Origin of the sequence: Paenibacillus sp. M2, assembly GCF_046713495.1 — a bacterium.
Classification (GTDB): domain Bacteria; phylum Bacillota; class Bacilli; order Paenibacillales; family Paenibacillaceae; genus Paenibacillus; species Paenibacillus amylolyticus_B.
Genome location: NZ_CP169648.1, coordinates 4,264,416 through 4,284,692, shown reverse-complemented (window position 1 = coordinate 4,284,692; position 20,277 = coordinate 4,264,416). Strand labels below are relative to the sequence as shown.

Sequence of the window (20,277 nt, the reverse complement as noted above, 5' to 3'; positions counted from 1 at the left end):
TCGGGGTGCCGTATGTCTATTTTTAAGAAACAGGAATCGTATTGGGCAAGCCGATTTGAAGATGAGGATCATCTTGTTCATTTGCCTTATTGCAAGACAACCTCCAAACATCCAGACGATACGCAGCACCAGAATGATATATATAAGTCTTTGTCAGCCGATGTTTCACATAAAATCAAGTCCATGTCGCGAAATGCTCCTATGGCGATATATACGATCTTATTAACGGGAGTTCAGTGTCTGTTATATAAATACACGAATAAAACCAAGATGATTATTGGCATACCAACGATGGAAGAAAAGAACAATGATCTATCGCTCTCGAATAAGGTTCTTGTCTTAAAAAATAATATCAATCATGTAATGTCATTCAAATCCTTATTTAATCAAGTGAAGATCAGTTTAACCGAAGCCATTCAGCATCAACGAATCCCTTTCAGAAAAATGGTTGAACGTTTAAATGTTCAGTATGATTCGAACCATGTACCTCTAATTCATACCTTGGTTTCGTTGAATGAAATTCATCCTGCCCTTGATCAAAATCACGTAAAAGCGACGACAATGTTCCACTTTGATCTGGAGAACGACTCCATTCAGTTAAGATTAGTTTATGATAATGATCGTTATGATCGGGATTATATGGTACAAATTGTTGAACATCTTGACCAATTATTTTCCGTAGTTCTAAACCAACCTGATCTGGAGCTATGTCAAGTTGATATGTTATCAGAGTTTCATCGAAACAAGCTGTTATATGACTTTAACGATACAAGGGTTGAGTATCCACAGAACAAGACAATTCATCAATTATTTGAAGAACAGGTGGAACGAACACCGGACCATCCGGCAGTCGTATTTGAGAATAGACAGTTAACGTACAGAGAGTTAAATCAAAAATCCAACCAATTGGCCCGATTGCTTCAAGCTAAGGGGGTGCAGGCGGGTCAGTTCGTTGGCATTATGGCAGAGCGCTCACTTGAGATGATCATAGGTTTATTCGGTATTCTAAAAGCTGGCGGGGCATATGTCCCAATCGATCCGGAATATCCGGCAGATCGTATTCACTATATCCTTGAGGATTCAAAAGTGGCTTGGTTGCTGCATCAAAGTCATATACAGAAACCTGAACATTTTGCAGGGACATGTGTCATTCTGGATTCTGAAATAAATCACCATGATCATCATTTAAATTTGGTAGATGGAGCGATCTCCAGTGATTTGGCATACATGATCTACACGTCTGGAACAACAGGTCATCCCAAAGGCGTGATGATTGAACATGCCAGCATTGTGAACTCCCTGCAATGGAAATCGGATTTTTATCATTTTACCGGAGATGATCGGGTATTAATGCTGAATCCTTTCGTTTTTGATTCATTTATTACTCATTTCTTTGGTCCGATGATATCTGGCTCGACCGTGTATTTGTTAAACCAGCAACAGTGTAAAGATGCTATAGCCATCAATACGATGATCAAAAAACAGCAAATCACGCATATCCAAAGTCCACCCAGTTTCTTGATGACACTGTTGGAACAAGTAAGCGCGGAAGAGTGGACATCCATGAAAAATGTGGTGGCTGCGGGAGAGAAGATTGTTCCTGCCTTAATACACAAATTGCAGCGCATCAATCCACGCATCGAAGTGTGTAATGAATACGGTCCAACTGAAAATAGTGTTGTATCCACAGTTCTGTCGATCAAGTCGGCAGATCAAAATATCTCAATAGGGAAGCCTATTGCGAACAATAGAGTCTACATTTTAGGAGAACGGAATGAATTGCAGCCTATTGGAGTTCAGGGAGAGTTATGTGTAGCAGGAGCAGGGCTCTCCAGAGGTTACTTGAACCGTCCAGATCTGACTGCGGAGAAATTCGTGGATGATCCATTTGTTGCGGGAGCGAAAATGTACAAGACAGGTGACTTCGCAAGATGGCTGCCCGATGGGAACTTAGAGTATATAGGGAGGGTTGATCATCAAGAGAAAATTCGTGGACACCGGATTGAACTTGGTGAAGTTGAGACGGCTCTTCTAAATAGTACCCAGATAAAAGAGGCCATCGTCATAGCCAGAGAAGATGAAACGGGAACCAAACAATTATGTGCGTACCTGGTAGGAGAGGATGCAATCACGATCGGGGAACTGCGGGAGGCGCTGTCCCAGCAGCTGCCAAACTACATGATTCCGTCCTATTTTGTACAGCTGAATCAGATGCCGCTCACGTCTAACGGGAAAATCGATCGCAAAGCTTTGCCTGCTCCCAAAGAACATATGTTGAAGGGCATGGAGTACGAAGCACCCCGAACGATGGTGGAACAACAACTTGTATCGATCTGGAAAGAGGTGCTTGGGGTAGAGAACATTGGGATTTTGGATAATTTCTTCGAGCTTGGAGGAGATTCGATTAAATCCATTCAGGTTTCTTCAAGATTATATCAAGCAGGTTACCAGGTGCAGATGGATCATCTGTTTAAAAATCCAACCATAGCAAGCTTGATTCCCTATGTTCAACCCATAAGTACCCTGTCAGAACAGGGAATCATCACTGGTAAAGTAATGCTGACTCCAATCCAGCATTGGTTTTTTGAGCAATACAAGGTGGACGCCCATCATTATAATCAGTCCGTGATGCTGTATCGGAAAGAAGGTTTTCACGAAGCCACACTTCGCCGTGTATTCGATAAACTGAGTGAGCATCATGATGCACTTCGTACGGCATATCGCCTTACAGAACAGGGTTATGAGGCGTGGAATGAAGGGCAGGAAAAGGACCCCTTATATACACTTGAAGTGATGGACTTCCAGTCATTGGAAGATCCGTCTCAAGAAATCGAGAAGAAGGCAAATGAAATGCAAAGCATGTTCACTTTGGAACGTGGACCTTTGATGAAGCTGGGCGTATTTCAATGTGCAGACGGAGACCATTTACTCATCGTTATTCACCATCTAGTCATCGACGGGGTTTCATGGAGAATTTTGATCGAAGACCTATCGAGGGGCTATGAACAATTAAGTGATGGACAACCCATTCAACTACCGCAAAAAACGGCTTCATTCCAATTATGGGCAGAACAGCTCCAGTTGTATGCGAACAGTGATGCGATAACGCAAGAAATTGCATATTGGAACGAAATTGAAAAATCAACCTATAAGCCGTTACCTACAGATTTCGAAGCGGATCATGCACTGGAAAAAGACAGTGAAGAGATCACGATGGAATGGTCAGCGGCAGAAACGGAACAATTATTAAAACAAGCGAATCGTGCTTATAAAACGGAGATTAGCGATTTGCTGCTCCATGCATTAGGCATGTCTATTCACCAATGGACGGGCATGGATAAAGTGCTGGTCAATCTGGAGGGACATGGAAGAGAGCAAATTTTACCGGATCTCGATATTACACGAACGATTGGATGGTTTACGAGCCAGTATCCGGTTGTACTTGATATGGAAGCAAGTTCTAATATGTCTTTTCTCATCAAAACAAACAAAGAAATGATTCGTCAAATCCCTAAAAAAGGGATAGGTTATGGTATTTTACGATATTTAAGTGCACATCAGCAAGAAACTCCATATACCTTGAATCCTGAAATTAGTTTTAACTATCTGGGACAATTTGATCAGGATCTTCAGAACAGTGGGATGCAAATCTCTCCCTATCCAGGCGGAATAACAGCAAGCGACAATCACAGAAGAAATGTTCTTATCGATATGAATGCTTTAATTGTGGAAGGCAAATTGACGTTGTCCCTTCGGTATAGTCGCACACAATATCAAAAAGAAACGATGGAGCGAGTGGCAACATATTTTAGAGATCATCTGCAAGAAATCGTGAAACATTGTGTGACAAAAGAGAGGCCGGAATGTACACCAAGTGATCTAACGTTAAAAGGAATTACGATTGAAGAATTAGAAGGATTTGTTCAAGAATCTGAACATATTGGTGAAATCGAAGATATATATGCTTTGTCACCGATGCAAAATGGGATGTTCTTTCATCATTTGCTTCATTCAAAATCTGAAGCGTATTTCCTTCAAACGACGCTCGATCTTCATGGCTCGTTAGACGTGGAGGCTTTTACGAAGAGTCTGGATCAGTTGATGCAGCGTAATTCGATTCTCAGAACAAATTTTCATAGCAAATGGAAGAATGGCCCCCTGCAAGTGGTATACCGTCATAAACGGAATGGGCTAGTATACGAAGATTTGCGTGAGATGAATGAAGAAGATCGTAAAGCATACGTGGCAGAATATACAAGAGCAGATAAAATAAAAGGATTCGACCTGTCTCAGGATGTGTTAATGCGTATTTCGATCTTGCAAACGCAGGACCAAACCTATCGTTTCATTTGGAATTATCATCATATTTTGATGGATGGCTGGTGCCTGTCTCTTGTAATCCAGGAGTTGTTTGATGGATACTTTGCTATTCAGGAACAACGAAAACTGGAGGCAAAGAGTACGATTCCATACAAACACTATATTGAATGGCTGGACAATCAAGATCATGAAGAGTCCCTGAAATACTGGCGTGACTATTTGCAAGGTTATGATGAGCAGACCACTTTGCCAAAAGAACATTCAATTACGAAGAGTGATGAATATCATTCAGAGCATATGATTTGTACACTTAGTCAGGAATTAACCGGACAGATCGCACAAGTGGCCAGTCAGAATCAGGTGACGCTGAATACGTTCATGCAGACAGCCTGGGGAATGTTACTACAGATATATAACGGCAGTGAGGATGTTGTATTCGGAAGCGTGGTGTCGGGCAGACCTGCGGCGATTGTTGGAGTGGAGCGAATCATTGGTTTATTCATCAATACCATTCCTGTACGTATTCAGACTCAAGGTAACGAGACATTTGCAGCGATTATGAAGCGGAATCAGGAACATGCTGTCGCTTCGCATCCACATGACACGTATCCGCTATACGAGATTCAAGCGGAAACATCGCAAAAGCAAAATTTGATTGATCATATCCTGATATTTGAGAATTATCCTGTACAGGGCATTATGGAACAGTTTGGGGATCAGGAAGAGACAGCTCTTCGGATTACGAATGTAGAAGCAGATGAACAAACGAACTATGATTTTAACCTGATTATTAAACCAGGCCAATCCATGAAATTCATGTTCTATTACAATGCTAACGTCTATGATCGGGCAAGCGTAGAACGCATTCAAGGTCACTTGATTCAGATGTTGGAGCAAGTGGTCAACAATCCGCTTATCCCTATCCATGACATTGACTTGACTACAACACAGGAGAAAAAACAAATTTTGGAGCAGTTTAATGATTCTATGGCTGAATACCCAATGGACAAGACAATTCATGGACTGTTTGAGGAACAAGCTGCAAGAACTCCTGAACACGTTGCGGTTGTTTTCGAGGATCAACATTTGACCTATCAAGGGCTGAACGAGAAAGCCAACCAATTGGCAAGAACGTTGAAGGCTAAAGGCATTCAAAATGATCAGTTAATCGGGATCATCGCTGATCGTTCGCTAGACATGGTTGTAGGAATCCTTGCTATTTTGAAAGCGGGTGGCGCATACGTGCCGATTGATCCCGAATATCCGGAGGATCGTATAAACTACATGCTTGAGGATTCGGGTGTACATGTATTATTAATGCAAAGTCATTTGCAAGAACGCATCTCTTTTGCAGGAGAGGTCGTTTACCTGGATCAACCTAAGTCCTATCATGAAGATCATTCGAACTTGGGAGTTACTGCTACACCAACAGGCTTGGCCTACGTGATCTATACTTCAGGAACGACAGGTAAACCAAAAGGGACATGTATTGAACATAAAAATGTGGTGCGATTGTTGTTCAATAGTAAGAATTTATTTGATTTTAACGCATCAGATACATGGACATTATTCCATTCTTTTTGTTTTGATTTTTCGGTATGGGAAATGTATGGGGCATTGCTCTATGGCGGAAAACTGGTTATCGTACCTCAAATGACGGCAAAAAGTCCGGAACAATTTCTACAATTGTTAAAAGACGAGCAAGTGACGATCTTGAATCAAACGCCAACGTACTTCTATCATCTTCTTCAGGAAGAACTGGCAAGTCATACAGCAGATCTGAAATTAAGAAAAGTGATTTTTGGAGGAGAAGCCCTCAATCCAATGTTATTGAAGGACTGGAAGCTGAAATATCCATTTATCCAGTTAATTAATATGTATGGGATAACCGAAACAACGGTTCATGTAACGTATAAGGAAATAACCGACATTGAAATACATGCTGGAAAGAGCAATATTGGAAAACCAATCCCGACGTTGCAAACCTATATTTTGGATCAACATCAACGGATTCAACCGATCGGTGTTCAGGGAGAATTAGTTGTAGCAGGTGAAGGGCTTGCCAGAGGATATCTGAACCGACCTGATTTAACCGCAGAGAAATTTGTTGATCATCCCTGGATTACAGAAGGGAAAATGTATCGCACTGGAGATGCCGCAAGATGGCTGCCGGATGGAAATATTGAATATCTGGGACGAATCGATCATCAAGTGAAAATTCGCGGTTACCGAATTGAGCTTGGCGAAGTGGAGACTGCACTTTTGCAAATAGATTCCATTCAGGAAGCGGTCGTTATTGCCCGTGAGCATGAGGATGGTTCGAAGCAGTTGTGTGCATATTGGAAAGGCGACAGCTCACTGACAGCGAAGAAAATCAGAATGGCATTATCTCATGAAATTCCGGATTATATGATCCCATCTTATTTTATTCACTTAGAGCATATACTGTTAACTTCCAATGGAAAGGTTGACCGAAAGTCATTGCCATCTCCACAGGAACGTATGCAAAAAGGTACCGAGTATATGGCGCCACAAAACGCTGTAGAACAAGCGATCGTCGCTGCCTGGGAAGCTGTGCTTGGTATTCAAAAGGTTAGCACTTCAGATCATTTCTTTGAACTCGGGGGTGATTCGATTAAATGTATTCAAGTTTCCTCACGACTGCTTCAAGCAGGGTATAAAGTGGAAATGAAGCATTTCTTCACCTATCCGACAGTAGCAGAGTTGAGTGAACATGTTACATCCGTGAGCACTATCTCTGACCAAGGGGAAGTTACGGGACAAGTGATGCTGACACCGGTTCAGCGCTGGTTCTTTGATCAAAATATGGTGGACGCCCATCATTACAATCAGGAAATGATGTTCTTTCGTGAAAAAGGGTTTGATGTCCGTTTTATTCACAGCATCATGAATCAGATCGTAAAACAGCATGATGCTCTCCGCATCCTTTATCGTCAATCGCCTGAAGTCGGATATGAAGCGTGGAATCGAGGGGCAGACGAAGAAGGATTATACAGTCTGGAGATCATTGACCTGAAGAATGAGGTTGATCCTGCATCGTTCATTGAAAATAAAGCAAAAGAAATTCAGAGTGGTATGGATCTGTCTCACGGACCTTTGATCAAACTTGGGTTGTTCCAATGTACTGAAGGGGATCACCTGCTTATAGCCATTCATCATTTGTTGGTAGACGGGGTTTCATGGCGTATTTTATATGAAGATATTCAGACAGGGCAAGACCAGTTCTTAAGAGGTGAAGAAATCCGGCTTCCTCAAAAAACGACCTCGTTTAAACAATGGGCAGAACAATTGTCTACGTTTGCAGACAGCCCGGCGATGAAGCAAGAGAATCCATACTGGAGTCGTGTGGAGCAGGCCCAGCTAAGCCCGCTGCCTAAAGATATGGATTGTGATGAGACGACTGGCAAGGATAGTGAAACGATCACCATTCATTGGACCGCAGCGGAAACCGAGCAATTATTAAAGCAGACACATCATGCGTACCATACGGAAATTAATGATATATTGCTAACGGCATTGGGAATGGCTGTTCATGATTGGATAGGTATGGGAGAAATCCTCGTAAATCTGGAAGGGCATGGTAGAGAAGACATCCTGTCAGAGCTGGATATTACGCGTACAGTGGGATGGTTTACGAGTATGTACCCCGTTATGATTAGGATGGAGTCCGGGGCTGACTTATCAAGGAAGATTAAGACCGTCAAGGAAGGACTGCGCCAGATCCCAACCAAAGGCATTGGTTACGGAATTTCGAGGTATTTGTCACATGGAAATGAAGGATTCGAGTTAGAGAAAAATCCCGAAATTAGTTTCAACTATATGGGACAGGTGAATCAGGATTCGGGCCAGGATGGTATTAAATTCTCGCCTTATTCCAGCGGGCCATCCGTAAGTGAAAACAACAAGAGACCATTTGTGCTTAATATCAATGGCATCGTTACAGAGGGTCGGTTGTCGCTGTCCATTAATTATAGTTCAAAACAATATCGCCGGGAAACGATGGAGCAATTGGCTTGTCTCTATAAGGAAGGTCTTAATAGAGTTGTTGAACATTGTGTAACGAAGGAACAAACCGAGCTTACGCCAAGTGATATTTCATGCAAGTCATTAACCATTGATCAATTGGATCAAATCGTGGAACAAACTGGGCACATCGGTCGAATCGAAAATGTGTACCCACTTACACCATTACAGAAGGAAATGTTGTACGAAAGTGAACGGAATCCAATTTCGGGCGCTTACTTTGTACAAATCATGTTTGACATGCGTGGAGATTTGGATGTTACCTCTTTTGCGCAAAGTTTGGATCAATTAATGCAAAGGCATGCGATATTAAGAACTAATTTTTACAGTGATTTCGTGGATATCCCTCTTCAAATCGTGTATCAAGAGAAGAAATTTGAATTTCACTATGAAGATGTAGCTGGCACAAGTGAGCTGCAACGTAAAACGTATGTTGACGAGTATATCGAGCAGGACAAGGCCAGAGGATTTGACTTACAACGAGATTCGCTAATACGTATGTCTGTTTTACGAACAAAGCATGAGGAATACCGCGTCATATGGAGTTTTCACCATATTTTGATGGACGGTTGGTGTATGTCTCTCGTAAGCAAAGAAATATTTGAGAATTACTTTGCGATTCGGGAGAATAGAAAGCCTCAAGTGACTCTATTAACACCTTATAGTCAATTCATAGAATGGTTGGAACAGCAAAATCATCAAGGTGCAATAACCTATTGGAGTCATTACTTGGATGGTTATGAGGGGCAAACGAAACTGCCTGGAGAAAAAATCAAACCGAAACATGAAAGACAGGATTCCAGAACACTGAACTGTTATTTGGATGATGTACTAATCGAGCAAATGAAACAGATTGTGGAACAGCAGCATGTAACGCTCCATACGTTAGTGCAGACTGCTTGGGGTATATTGTTGCAGCAATACAATGAAAGCAATGATGTTGTATTCGGAAGTGTTGTATCGGGCAGACCACCTGTCATTCCGGGGATCGAAAGTATGATTGGATTATTTATTAATGCGATTCCTGTTCGGATCCATGCTCAGGCCGATGAGTCATTTATATCTTTGATGAAAAGGAATCAGGCACAAGCTGTGGATTCACATGCGTATGATACGTATTCGTTATACGATATTCAAAATCTGACCAAGCAAAAACAATCTCTGATTAACCATGTTGTTGTGTATCAGAACTTCCCGGTAGAGAACCGAATGGAGAGTCTGGGTCAGAAAGGTGAAATACCGCTTGAGATTATGAATGTTGGGGGTACAGAACACAATAGTTTTGATTTTACCTTGATTGTCAAACCCCATGAAAATATGAAGATCATTTTGATGTACAATGCCAATGTGTATGACCTTTCTACCGTTGAACAGATTCAAAAACACTTTATTTCCATGATTCAACAGGTGGTAAGGAACCCGGAAGTTAAAATAAACGAACTTGGATTGATTACGTCGAACACTTATTAATGCACAAGTAAAAAAAACGATCCAATCGACAAAATAACGTCTCTGTGATTCGTTACACCACAGACCTGGGGTGGTGTGATTGAATGGAATGGATTTCCGTATACATTTTGATCGACCTTTTAACAATTCCTCCCTTCTAACCGATATATAATAAGTACATCTATGTAATCAGAAAGTGAAAGGAGTGAAAAACATGGATATTGCAGCATTATCAATGGCAATGAGCCAAGCTTCGGTCGTACAGTCGGCAAGCTTGCAAGTGATGTCGATTACGAAAGACATGGCACAGCAGCAAGGCCAGCAGATGACGGAAATGTTGAAGTCTGTGCCTGCTCCTCATCCCAATCTGGGTAGAAGTCTCGATCTTTCGGTTTAGTTGAAATTACAGCATGTGTTCTTATGTAACACCCATTGCAGCAAGCAAAACCCAAACAGCTCCAATTCAAATGAATTGAAGCCGTTTGGGTTGTTTTATTTTAAATACTCATTCCGAAATTACGATCTTTGTATTACGATCTTCTCAGCGAAACTTTGACAAACTTGGCAATCTGCCTTCAAAGGGTAGTGTGTCCTTCAAGGTCCATAACTCATCGTAACTGGAAATCTGAAGATCGGCTTTGGACAAGTCCTGGTTGCCTGATCCCGGATTGCGATATCCGATACAGCGCATGCCTGCACTTTTGGCGGCCTGAACACCATTGCGTGAGTCCTCGATCACCAGACAATTCGAAGGGGATGCACCAATCATTTCAGCTGTGGTCAGGAAAATATCTGGTGCCGGCTTGCCATTCGTAACTTCCTCACCTGTCATTCGCACCTCAAAGTATTGTCCAAGTCCGGTTTTGTCCATGATCAGATCAATCAGTGCACGTGGAGAGGAAGAAGCAACGGCTATTGATACGTGTTGATCATGCAGCCAGCTTAACCAGCGTTCCACGGAAGGCATGGCCGTCAGATTCGGGTGGGCAAGCATGGTTTGCATCACATTATGCTGATGATAAGCAAATATTTCTTCCAGCGTAGCTGTCAGCTGATGTTTGTCCAATACTTGCTGCCACATGGATTCCAGCGTAACTCCAACATAGGTATGATGTTCTTCATCAGTCACCCTTGCTCCAAAATGGGCAAAAGAGCTGCGCTCAATCTCGAAATAAATCGGTTCACTGTCAATCAGTACACCATCCATGTCAAAAATGACCGCTTGAATGATGTCATCATTGGGCGCTCCCAGTCCGTTAGATTCTTTGTTTGCTGCCATGTTGTATTCCTCCTCCAGGATTGTGTAAACATATGTCTAATGTAATCCATTCATGGTTAACCTTCCACTTTAGAAACTGGAACCGCTGGATTGCAGTACAACTTTAATGGCATGTGAAGAAGCTTGAAGTGTGCGTCCCTGAATATCGCAGCCAAGTGTGCGGAATGCCTCTTCGTAATCCTCCAACGGGAAGGAGTGGGTGATGATTTTTTTTGCCGGAATAATCCCTTGTTCAATCATATAATGTGCGGTAGCGAATGTCCCCAGAGAGTCGATGGAACCAATAATTTTCAGACTGCGGTCCACAACTTCCTTGGGATTGAAAGATGTGTTTCCATCTCTCAGTCCAACCAGCATCAGATAACCGCCACTGGCGAGCTGGGAAAGCACTTGTGTGCCCACAACACCTGTTGTATCCACGATCATATCGACCTGATGGGTTGCGGGTGACAGTGATTCTATTGCATTTTCGAAGGATGAATGAACTTCCCAACGATCAGGTGCAATAGAACCGGCAATGGCTAAGCGTTCTTCGGAGATGTCGACCAGACAGCCAGTGACCCCTTTGGAAGCGAGCGCGTAGCTGTACAGAATGCCAATCGGGCCTGCGCCGAGGATGATCGTTCTGAAATTCGGCAGTAAATGTATCTGATTAATCCCCGTCAGCATACAGCTGAGTGGTTCCGTCAAAGTCGCTTCCTCATAGCTCACATGATCCTTCAATTTGTACAAAAAGCGATCCTCGGTCACATAATAATCTGTAAATGTTCCGTCAGCACTCACACCTGTCTCGGTAACAGACTTGTGTGTGCAATGATTTTGTCTACCTGTTCTGCACATGTCACATTGTCCGCAATAGTAGGTAGGATCGATCACAACACGGTCACCCGGTTGTAATGTCGTTACCGCAGAGCCAACATCAATGACTTCCCCGGCAGACTCATGACCGAGAATGACGGAAGGGACCGCATGATATTTGCCGCTGACAATACCGAGATCGGTACCACATACACCTGTCGCCCGAATACGAACCAACACCTGGTTATCTCTCGTGATTTCCGGAACAGGCCGTTCCTCAAGCGCCACATCCCAAGCCGATTTGTATACCAAAGCAAGCATGATATAACCTCCTTATAATTATATAAAAATATAAATATAGCGATTCATCTTAAAACTGTTTCTGACAAGATACGAAAGTAGTGAAGGGGACGAAATCGATTCTGAAGAAGCAGAGCGTTCGCCTCAAAGCTTTCTGAAAGAAAGCTGCTTCGGAAGCATACGCTATCAAAGGATTTTTCCCTCGTAAAAGGGAATTCAAGAAAATCCATGGATAACAGCGATCATCAGAACGATTCGTAACCGGAACGCGCCACTTCGAACAGTTGGATTGAAATGTTTTAATGCACGCTGGCAAGCACAGAATCCAGCCGCTCCACAATCTCAACCAGTTCGTCTTCGGTTGTGGTAAGGGAAGGCCGGACCTTAACAACGTTGCCAAATCCATATCTTGAACTTCTCAAGATTAGATGCTCATCTGTAAAAGCGCGGTCAACAATGGCATTGGTTTTTAGCATATCCGGCTCATTACCGTCACCTACAATCTCCAACCCCCACATTAACCCGACACCACGAGCTTCCCCGATACTTGGGTATTTCATAGCCAATTCATGCAGCAATTCACCCAGAATTTCACCTTTGCGTTTCACGGCATCCAGAAATCCAGGTTCAGATACCACCTCCAGGGTAGATTTGGCAGCGGTTACAGAGATCAGATTGCTTCCTGAGGTGAAGGAGTGTTCATGCTTTTCGAGCACATTCAATCGGGATTGCATTAATACAGCAGCAACAGGTACGCCAATTCCGCCAAGACCTTTGGCAAGGGTAATCATATCAGGCTGGATATCAAACAGTTCGCTGGCAAACATGGTTCCGGTACGACCGATTCCTGTCTGTACTTCGTCAGCAATGAGAATAATATTGTACTCATCACACAGTTTACGCAGTCGTTTGAAATATCCGGCGGGAGGGATGATATTGCCGCCATTCCCGAGAATGGGTTCAATAATCATACAGGCGACTGAGCCGGAACTTGCATATTCTATCGCATCAGATATAGCTTCAACACATTGATAGCCGCAGTCTCCATTTGAGGATTTGAATGGGCAACGATAACAGTATGGGGCAGGTACATGGACAGCGTTAGCCACAGCCGAATTGGGGAAGCGTTTCCGCCGGAAGGCATTCCCCGAAATCCCGGTGGCAAATTGGGTCTGCCCATGATGGGACAGATACAGGCTGATGATGTCTGTCGATTCGGTATACTTCTGTGCAATTTTGGTTGCACATTCGTTGGCAGTTGAACCAGTGATATCCCGCATCCATCCGGCATTAATGTCGTTTGGAGCATATTCGATTAAGTGATCAAGTACTTCATTTACGTACGGTTCGGTGAAGGAGGAAGACATATGCGTCAGATTGCCGACTTGTTCCTGAATTTTGCTGACAACATGTGGGTGATTATAGCCCAGTGACAGATTGAACGTGCCCGACACGCCATCCAGGTATTCAACACCTGAATCGTCAATCAACTTAATCCCTTTTCCGGCTATGAAGCGGTTGTTGGTTAAAGTTTGCATACGATTTCCTCCAATATAATGGTGTACTAGCTCGAACGAAGCTCAACAATCCCGGATGATGCGGGCATCACCTCCCTTAAGAAAGGATGTTTACATTTCCTTGCTATGTTGTGCGAGAGCAGCACGTACTGCATTATTTTTTACAGTCCATAGATGAGAGACCATCAATGTGAGCAGCAGGATCAGACAGAATCCGGCCAAAATCCAGATTGTATTCACGACAGGTCCTGTACTCATACTCCATCCAGTCACATACTGCAAGATGGCACCTCCAATACCACCCGATGCGATCAGGATACTGGTTGTCCGCTCGGTCATACCGGGAATCAGAACATTTGCGTAGACCAGTGCGATACAGAACAGCCCTGACATGAACAGACCGGTTCCGAAGATGAGCACATACGTTGCCCACTGTCCAGTTACAAATACCATAGCGACCGTAAACAAAAGCGTGCCAACCGTACTCCAGATCAGGAAAGGCATATAGTTGACCGATTCGGCTATTTTTCCGGAGAAAAGACGACCGATGATCATCGCAATCCACAGGATGGAGACACTTAGCGATGCGACAGATTCCTGAAGTTGCAGTCGTTCTACGAGTATGGAGGGCAGGAAGTTCATCAATCCCAATTCCAATCCCATGTAGATGAAAAAGAAGATGACAAAGATCGTCAGCAGACCCAGATGTTTTCTTGAATATTGGGCTTTACCTGCTGCATGTGTCACTGTATTCTCGCCAGCCTGTTCCAGATAAAGTGCGGCTGGCCGGGGCATGGTGATCCACAGCAGCATGAGAACCAGTGACAACACGGCCACCGTATAAAAAGTAAGATGCCACAGATCCATCCAGATGAATAAAGCAGCAACAGCCGGGATGAGAAGTGCTCCAAGAGCAAAGAAGACATCCAGCTTGGACATGGCGACCGCCTTTTGATTCTCAGTGAATTCGATTGTGAATGCACCTACAGAGGGTTCGATGATACCTGAACCGAAACCTACAATAATCGTGAGAAGAAGAACTACAGACCAGGATGGTAAAAAACCGAGTAATGTATAAGCGGCTACAATACAGATCAGGGCAAGGGTCAGCATAGCTTTCCTTCCGATACGGGCTGTCAGGGCAGGAGCTACAATTACACCGACAAGAAATCCAAGAAACTGCAGGAACAACAAAAATCCGCCATCACTGTAACCGCGTTCATAATGTGACAATAAAACAGGGAGAAGTGCACCGAGCACAACGCTGGTTATGCCGATTAACAGATAAAAACCGCAACTTAGAGCGAATATTCTTTTCAAAAGCCTACCTCCTAGATGGATAAAAATTTTATATTATGTAATTAATGTTTATTTCATATATAACTTATACCATAAATGCCCAAATGTACATGCTTTTTATTGTAAAATAATGTTAAGTTTTAAAGGTTGGAAATATTTTTTGTGGTATATTTTTTTCTAAAACGATTTCGTGTCGAAAGGATACATATGATCCAATCCATATGACCTTTTAACAGGGTTTGGCATCTGTATTGATCGAGAATAGTAAAACGTGCATATATAAAAAAACGTTCCCTGTCTGAGTAGACGGGAAACGTTCTGATTAGCCGTTTTATATGATGATACCTGACTTCCACATATCGCTATTAAGCAGTCTGTACAAAGAAAATTCCATCGAATGGTGCGTGAACAGACGCCGGACCACTTCGCAAAAATAAATAACCGTTTGCATCGGGAAGACCCAATATATCCCGATAAGGCTCAGGAAAATCTCCGGAATATATTTGACACACCAGTTGATGTTCCTCTAGCAGATGGTCAATTCCTTTCACACCGTTTGGTAAATTGGGAGAGAAAAATGAGAATGCAGGGAATTCCTGATCGTCTAACTCCATTTCAATCAAACGTACGCGGCTTAACGGAATGGGTGGAACGGGACATACGGAAGTGAGTGGATGCGAAGTTACCGAGACATAAGTGCATCCGGCGAGAATATTCTCGTTCCATTCCAGCTCATCTCCCGTATAGGTTACCTGATCCAGAAAGTATTCGGAGGCGGAGTAGGTTGAGAAGACCGAGATATATTTATCTTGTGGTAAAGAAGGGATATGGACCTGCTGTGAAAGTGTATTGCAATTGATGGAGAACAGATGTAATAAAGGCTGCCCCTCAGGGTTGAGAGGCCAGTCTGCAACGTATGCCATTTCTCCACCAATCCACATGCCAGAGTTTTGGATTGGATCATCGGGGTCAACTATAAATCGAGTAACTTTGTACATGAGAAACTCCTTCCAGTGTGTATTTTGGCTTTCCTAGGTAACGTTGTATGTGTTTTTATATAACCATTCATTGCTTCGTTTCAGTATAAATGAGATGATGTGGAATGAAAATCAGTACAAGGTACTAACTCATTGCACGAAGCGAATGAACGTACCAGCACTCTAAGCACCAGTGGCAATACTATAGATGAGAAGTGGTGACACATGTTAATTAACAAATATATAAGTGAAACGGGATTCTGCTCCCGCAGGGAAACGAACCGTTTAATTGCAGCCGGACGCATAACGATCAATGGCAGGGTATGTGAAAAAGGGGCGGAAGTTGAACCTAACGATGTGGTACTCATTGATGGCAAGCAGATTCCTCGTAATGACAGCGAACCTGTCTACATTGCTCTGAATAAACCCATCGGTATTGTCTGCACAGCAGCAGAACATGTGAAGGGGAACATCATTCAATATATGAATTATCCTTCTCGCATATTTGCGATAGGCAGGCTGGATAAGGCATCTGAGGGGTTGATTTTGCTTACGAATGACGGAGGCATTGTGAACAAGATGATGCGTTCGGAGCATAATCATGATAAAGAATATGTAGTGACTGTAGACAAACCCGTAACTGACGAATTTGTAAAGTCCATGTCTGAAGGCATTGAAATTCTGGACGTGGTGACCAAGCCCTGCGAAGTGTATAGGCAAAGTGACAATGTATTTCGTATTATTCTGACACAGGGTCTCAATCTGCAGATCCGCAGAATGTGCAAAGCCTTGGGGTACCGAGTCCTGAAGCTGGAGCGCGTGCGAATTATGAATATTACGCTGGATCAACTGGAGCGGGGGCAATGGCGTCATCTGGAGCAAGAAGAACTGGAGATTCTGCTGTCTCAATTACATGAGATATAATGAATGAATTCTGCGCATGTCAACGGTGGTCAACCACGATATATCAGTGAAAAATGAAGCAAACACTAATTCCTATGCGGATTAGTGTTTTTGTTGTTAAGTTTTTGTCCTTTTTGTTCTGAAATGTAAGAGCCAAATAGGGTTAAGAAAGCTCCGAGCACAATCACCCAGGTTATCTGCTCTTGAAGAATCAGTGCAGATGACACAACAGTAATGACAGGCACCAGATAGATATATACGCTCGTTTTGATAGCTCCGAGAAGATTCACGGCCCGGTTCCAGGTCACGAAACACAACGCGGAGGCACCCAGACCGAGGTAGAGAATATTGGAGAGATTGGTCATGTTCGTGAAGCGTCCGAGTTCCCAATGGAATTCAAACAGGAATAGAGCTGGCAGCATGAAGATCAGGCCATAGAAGAACACTTTGCGAGTCGCACCAATGGTGTGATAACAAAGCTCGCCAATTTTCCGCATTAGCACAGAGTAGATCGCCCATACCGCAGGTGCGATGAAAGCAAGCAGATCACCTATCGGATTCAATTGCAGAATGAAACTGCCGTTCAGTGCGATAAGTAGGATGCCGCTCAAGGCAATCCCGAATCCGATAATGAAGCGGCGAGTTAACTTCTCACCATCTAAGAAGAAATGTGCGAGCACGGCAGTGAAGAACGGGGCATTGGAGACAATAACCCCCACGTTGGAAGCTGTTGTGTACACCAGAGCAATATTTTCAATAAGAAAATATAACGTCACCCCACATAGTCCTGCTCCAATAAATAACCATTCTTCTCTGAATGAGGCGATCCGCAGTGAACGTGGATAGATCAATAACAGTACCAAATACCCGATCAGGAAACGGAAAAATAAAATCTCCACTGGTTTAAAGTCAATCAGCAGAACCTTCGTCGAGACAAACGTAGTCCCCCAGACTAAGATGGTAAACAAAGCGAGCAAATGTCCGGTAGATACCTTGGTATTATGATGACTCGTCATATGATGTGATCGGTGTTTCGTTTCGGCTCGGTATCATGATTGAAGATACGTCTATATTGCTTGGGTGTCAGGCCGATCAGTTTTTTGAAAAAATTCGTGAAATGGCTCTGGTCACTGAATCCTGTCTGTGCGGCCACTTCAATTGGAAGCAGACCTTGTTCCAGCAGACGTTTGGCTTGATTAATGCGAATCGTTTCCAGGTAGCGGTAAGGTGATATCCCTTTCTGGCCAGTGAATAAACGCAGCAGGTGGTACTTGCTCATCTCCGTCAAATCGGCTAACTCGTTCAGCGAGATGCTCTCCATGTAATGATCTTCTATGTAATCACATATGCGTCTGATCTCCAAGGTAACATCCTGTGTGGAAACAGGTGGTTCAGCATCCGAATAATCTCGCAGCAATTGATCCAGTAGTAAGAGTAATAATTCTTCTTTGCAGAAATCCGATTGCTCTTCCAGAATCATCTGATGCAGCTCGTGCAAGGAACCCACAAGTTCACTTTGGTAGAGAACGGGGGATGTAAACCGTGGCAAGTAAGCTTGTCCAGTAATCTCTCTCGCATACTCTCGCATAACCTCAGGCTGGACGTTGATACAGCGATAATCGAGGGTTCTGCCATCGACCTGTTCGCAGGCATGTGGATCATGTGGATTAAAAACAATCATATCTCCGCTATTCAGAATATATTCTTTGTTGTTGCAGACGAGGTGTCGCTTGCCTTGTTCAATGAATCCAATGACATAATAGTCATGAAAATGATTGGGAAATTTCTGCATAATGCCTTCAAATTGATAAGCTTCTAGCTGTAAGTCGGTATCAAAAACGACAGTCCGGACTTCCCGAGTCATGATGCACCTTCTTTCTGGTATGTTAAGGTCATTATAGGTTGCAAAGAAGGAATTTTCTTGAACGATATTGCTATTGCTCGAAGTGTTTAAACGGACAGATATCTCTAAAAACAAAATACCCGCAATCCCGGAGGAAAGCGAGCCCTTTGCTTAGTATAGTTGATTCATGAGTTCAAGCCTATATTATGGGAGAGATAATAATCTATGGAACAATAAGTAATTGTTCTTAGTGTAACGTAGCGAGTCCTTCAGGTGTAAAAGCCTGTATCTCGGATACGCGTCCTTCACGTATTTTGGCAGCCCATGCCGGATCGCCAAGAAGTGCACGTCCCACAGCTACCAGATCAAATTCCTGCTGCTCATATCGCTTCATGAGTTCGCCCATACCTGGATGTGTTGTTTTATCTGCTCCTGCTTCAGGCTCATCTGGCATACCCACAGAACCAACGGTAATTGTGGTTCGGCCACTCAGTTTTCTTACCCAACCTGCAAATCCAAGATCAGATCCTTCAAACTCGGGCTCCCAGAAGCGTCGTGTCGAGCAGTGAAAGATATCTACACCTGCGTCAACCAACAAACGAAGGAATTGTTCCAATTGTTCGGGGGTTTCGAACAGTCTGGCTTGATAATCATTCATCTTCCATTGGGAAATCCGCATCGCAATAGGGAAATCAGGACCTACCGCAGCACGAACTGCCATGACAAGTTCAACCGCGAATTGAGTTCGTTTTTGAAGGTCACCGCCATAGCGGTCCGTTCTCCTATTCGTTGTTTTCCAGAAAAACTGATCGATCAGAAACCCGTGTGCACCGTGAAGCTCAATTCCGTCAAAACCGATGCGTTGCGCATTAACTGCTGCATCAGCATAAGCTTGAATCACCGTTGCGATCTCTGTCTCCGTCATAGGCGCACCTACTTGCGTACCTTCCATATCAACTCCCGATGGACTCAGTGATGCAGCTTCCGGGTGTGGGTTAGATCCTGAAGGACGAACGATTCCCATGTGTAAAATCTGCGGAAAAATCTTGCCGCCGGCTTCATGGACTTGTTCGACCACTTCAGCCCAGCCTTGAAGAGCTGCTTCTCCATACATATGAGGGATTCTAGGCTCACTTGATGCTGATGGATGCTCAATGGTCGCACCTTCGGTAATAATGAGTCCAACACCATGCTTGGCACGCCGACGATAATATGCGGCTACATCGGGGCCAGGGACACCATCCGGGGAGAAGGCACGAGCCATGGGGGACATGACGATGCGTGAGGACAGGGTTAATTTTTGAACAGTGTATGGTTGGAACAGAAACTCCGTAGAAATAACGTTATGTTGTTGATTACTCAAACTAAGCACCTCCATTATTATGCACCTTCAAGCGGGTACGAGTGCAATCTTAACAAGGTGTATAGGCGTGCTCAACCAACAATCGGAGCATTTTGTTGCTTAAGCGAAAGACACTGATTATTGTATGATGTCTGTGCACCCACTTTCACTTGTTGAACAAATAACACTTATCTATAATGAAGGAG

Annotated in this window: 11 protein-coding genes; 3 read left to right on the top strand and 8 right to left on the bottom strand. The window is 43.5% G+C overall.

The annotated features are described in order from the left end of the window. Positions 1-12 precede the first annotated feature (12 nt). Positions 13-9,834, top strand: a complete 9,822-nt coding sequence (locus ACETMN_RS19340; RefSeq protein WP_411734961.1) for an amino acid adenylation domain-containing protein — start codon at positions 13-15, stop codon at positions 9,832-9,834. A 193-nt stretch (positions 9,835-10,027) separates the two neighbouring features. Then, positions 10,028-10,210 (top strand): YjfB family protein, encoded by a 183-nt coding sequence (locus tag ACETMN_RS19335; RefSeq protein ID WP_091020566.1) that lies wholly within the window; start codon positions 10,028-10,030, stop codon positions 10,208-10,210. 144 nt (positions 10,211-10,354) lie between these two features. Here ACETMN_RS19335 and ACETMN_RS19330 read toward each other — a convergent pair whose 3' ends face one another. The 5 genes from ACETMN_RS19330 to ACETMN_RS19310 form a co-directional block, all read right to left on the bottom strand. After that, positions 10,355-11,092 (bottom strand): HAD family hydrolase, encoded by a 738-nt coding sequence (locus ACETMN_RS19330; protein WP_091020563.1) that lies wholly within the window; start codon positions 11,090-11,092, stop codon positions 10,355-10,357. 69 nt (positions 11,093-11,161) lie between these two features. After that, positions 11,162-12,211, bottom strand: coding sequence for a zinc-dependent alcohol dehydrogenase (locus tag ACETMN_RS19325; protein WP_091020561.1), 1,050 nt, complete (start codon positions 12,209-12,211; stop codon positions 11,162-11,164). A 278-nt stretch (positions 12,212-12,489) separates the two neighbouring features. Next, on the bottom strand, positions 12,490-13,728 hold the full coding sequence (locus ACETMN_RS19320) for an aspartate aminotransferase family protein (RefSeq protein WP_091020559.1): 1,239 nt from the start codon (positions 13,726-13,728) through the stop codon (positions 12,490-12,492). Between the two features lie 90 nt (positions 13,729-13,818). Beyond that, the gene (locus ACETMN_RS19315) at positions 13,819-15,027 is read right to left on the bottom strand and encodes an MFS transporter (protein WP_091020557.1); all 1,209 of its coding nucleotides are present in this window, start codon (positions 15,025-15,027) and stop codon (positions 13,819-13,821) included. A 344-nt stretch (positions 15,028-15,371) separates the two neighbouring features. After that, a complete protein-coding gene (locus ACETMN_RS19310; RefSeq protein WP_091011919.1) occupies positions 15,372-16,004 on the bottom strand; it encodes a DUF1963 domain-containing protein in 633 nt (210 codons plus the stop codon). A 204-nt stretch (positions 16,005-16,208) separates the two neighbouring features. Here ACETMN_RS19310 and ACETMN_RS19305 point away from each other — a divergent pair, with 204 nt between their 5' ends. Further along, on the top strand, positions 16,209-16,907 hold the full coding sequence (locus ACETMN_RS19305; protein ID WP_091011920.1) for a pseudouridine synthase: 699 nt from the start codon (positions 16,209-16,211) through the stop codon (positions 16,905-16,907). Between the two features lie 65 nt (positions 16,908-16,972). Here the strand turns inward: ACETMN_RS19305 and ACETMN_RS19300 are convergent, their stop codons facing one another. From ACETMN_RS19300 to ACETMN_RS19290, 3 genes are all read right to left on the bottom strand, one after another. After that, a complete protein-coding gene (locus ACETMN_RS19300; protein WP_091011922.1) occupies positions 16,973-17,902 on the bottom strand; it encodes a DMT family transporter in 930 nt (309 codons plus the stop codon). Continuing rightward, a complete protein-coding gene (locus tag ACETMN_RS19295; RefSeq protein WP_091011924.1) occupies positions 17,899-18,750 on the bottom strand; it encodes an AraC family ligand binding domain-containing protein in 852 nt (283 codons plus the stop codon). The genes ACETMN_RS19300 and ACETMN_RS19295 overlap by 4 nt, the downstream gene beginning before the upstream one ends. Positions 18,751-18,976: 226 nt before the next feature. Beyond that, complete coding sequence (locus ACETMN_RS19290; RefSeq protein ID WP_091011925.1) at positions 18,977-20,092, bottom strand: NADH:flavin oxidoreductase; 1,116 nt, start codon at positions 20,090-20,092, stop codon at positions 18,977-18,979. Positions 20,093-20,277: the final 185 nt, after the last annotated feature.

Excerpts from the sequence above, each read along its gene's own strand:
- ACETMN_RS19340 (WP_411734961.1), top strand. The coding sequence starts at position 13 with ATGTCTATTTTTAAGAAACAGGAATCGTATTGGGCAAGCCGATTTGAA.
- ACETMN_RS19335 (WP_091020566.1), top strand. The coding sequence starts at position 10,028 with ATGGATATTGCAGCATTATCAATGGCAATGAGCCAAGCTTCGGTCGTA.
- ACETMN_RS19330 (WP_091020563.1), bottom strand. The coding sequence starts at position 11,092 with ATGGCAGCAAACAAAGAATCTAACGGACTGGGAGCGCCCAATGATGAC.
- ACETMN_RS19325 (WP_091020561.1), bottom strand. The coding sequence starts at position 12,211 with ATGCTTGCTTTGGTATACAAATCGGCTTGGGATGTGGCGCTTGAGGAA.
- ACETMN_RS19320 (WP_091020559.1), bottom strand. The coding sequence starts at position 13,728 with ATGCAAACTTTAACCAACAACCGCTTCATAGCCGGAAAAGGGATTAAG.
- ACETMN_RS19310 (WP_091011919.1), bottom strand. The coding sequence starts at position 16,004 with ATGTACAAAGTTACTCGATTTATAGTTGACCCCGATGATCCAATCCAA.
- ACETMN_RS19305 (WP_091011920.1), top strand. The coding sequence starts at position 16,209 with ATGTTAATTAACAAATATATAAGTGAAACGGGATTCTGCTCCCGCAGG.
- ACETMN_RS19300 (WP_091011922.1), bottom strand. The coding sequence starts at position 17,902 with ATGACGAGTCATCATAATACCAAGGTATCTACCGGACATTTGCTCGCT.
- ACETMN_RS19295 (WP_091011924.1), bottom strand. The coding sequence starts at position 18,750 with ATGACTCGGGAAGTCCGGACTGTCGTTTTTGATACCGACTTACAGCTA.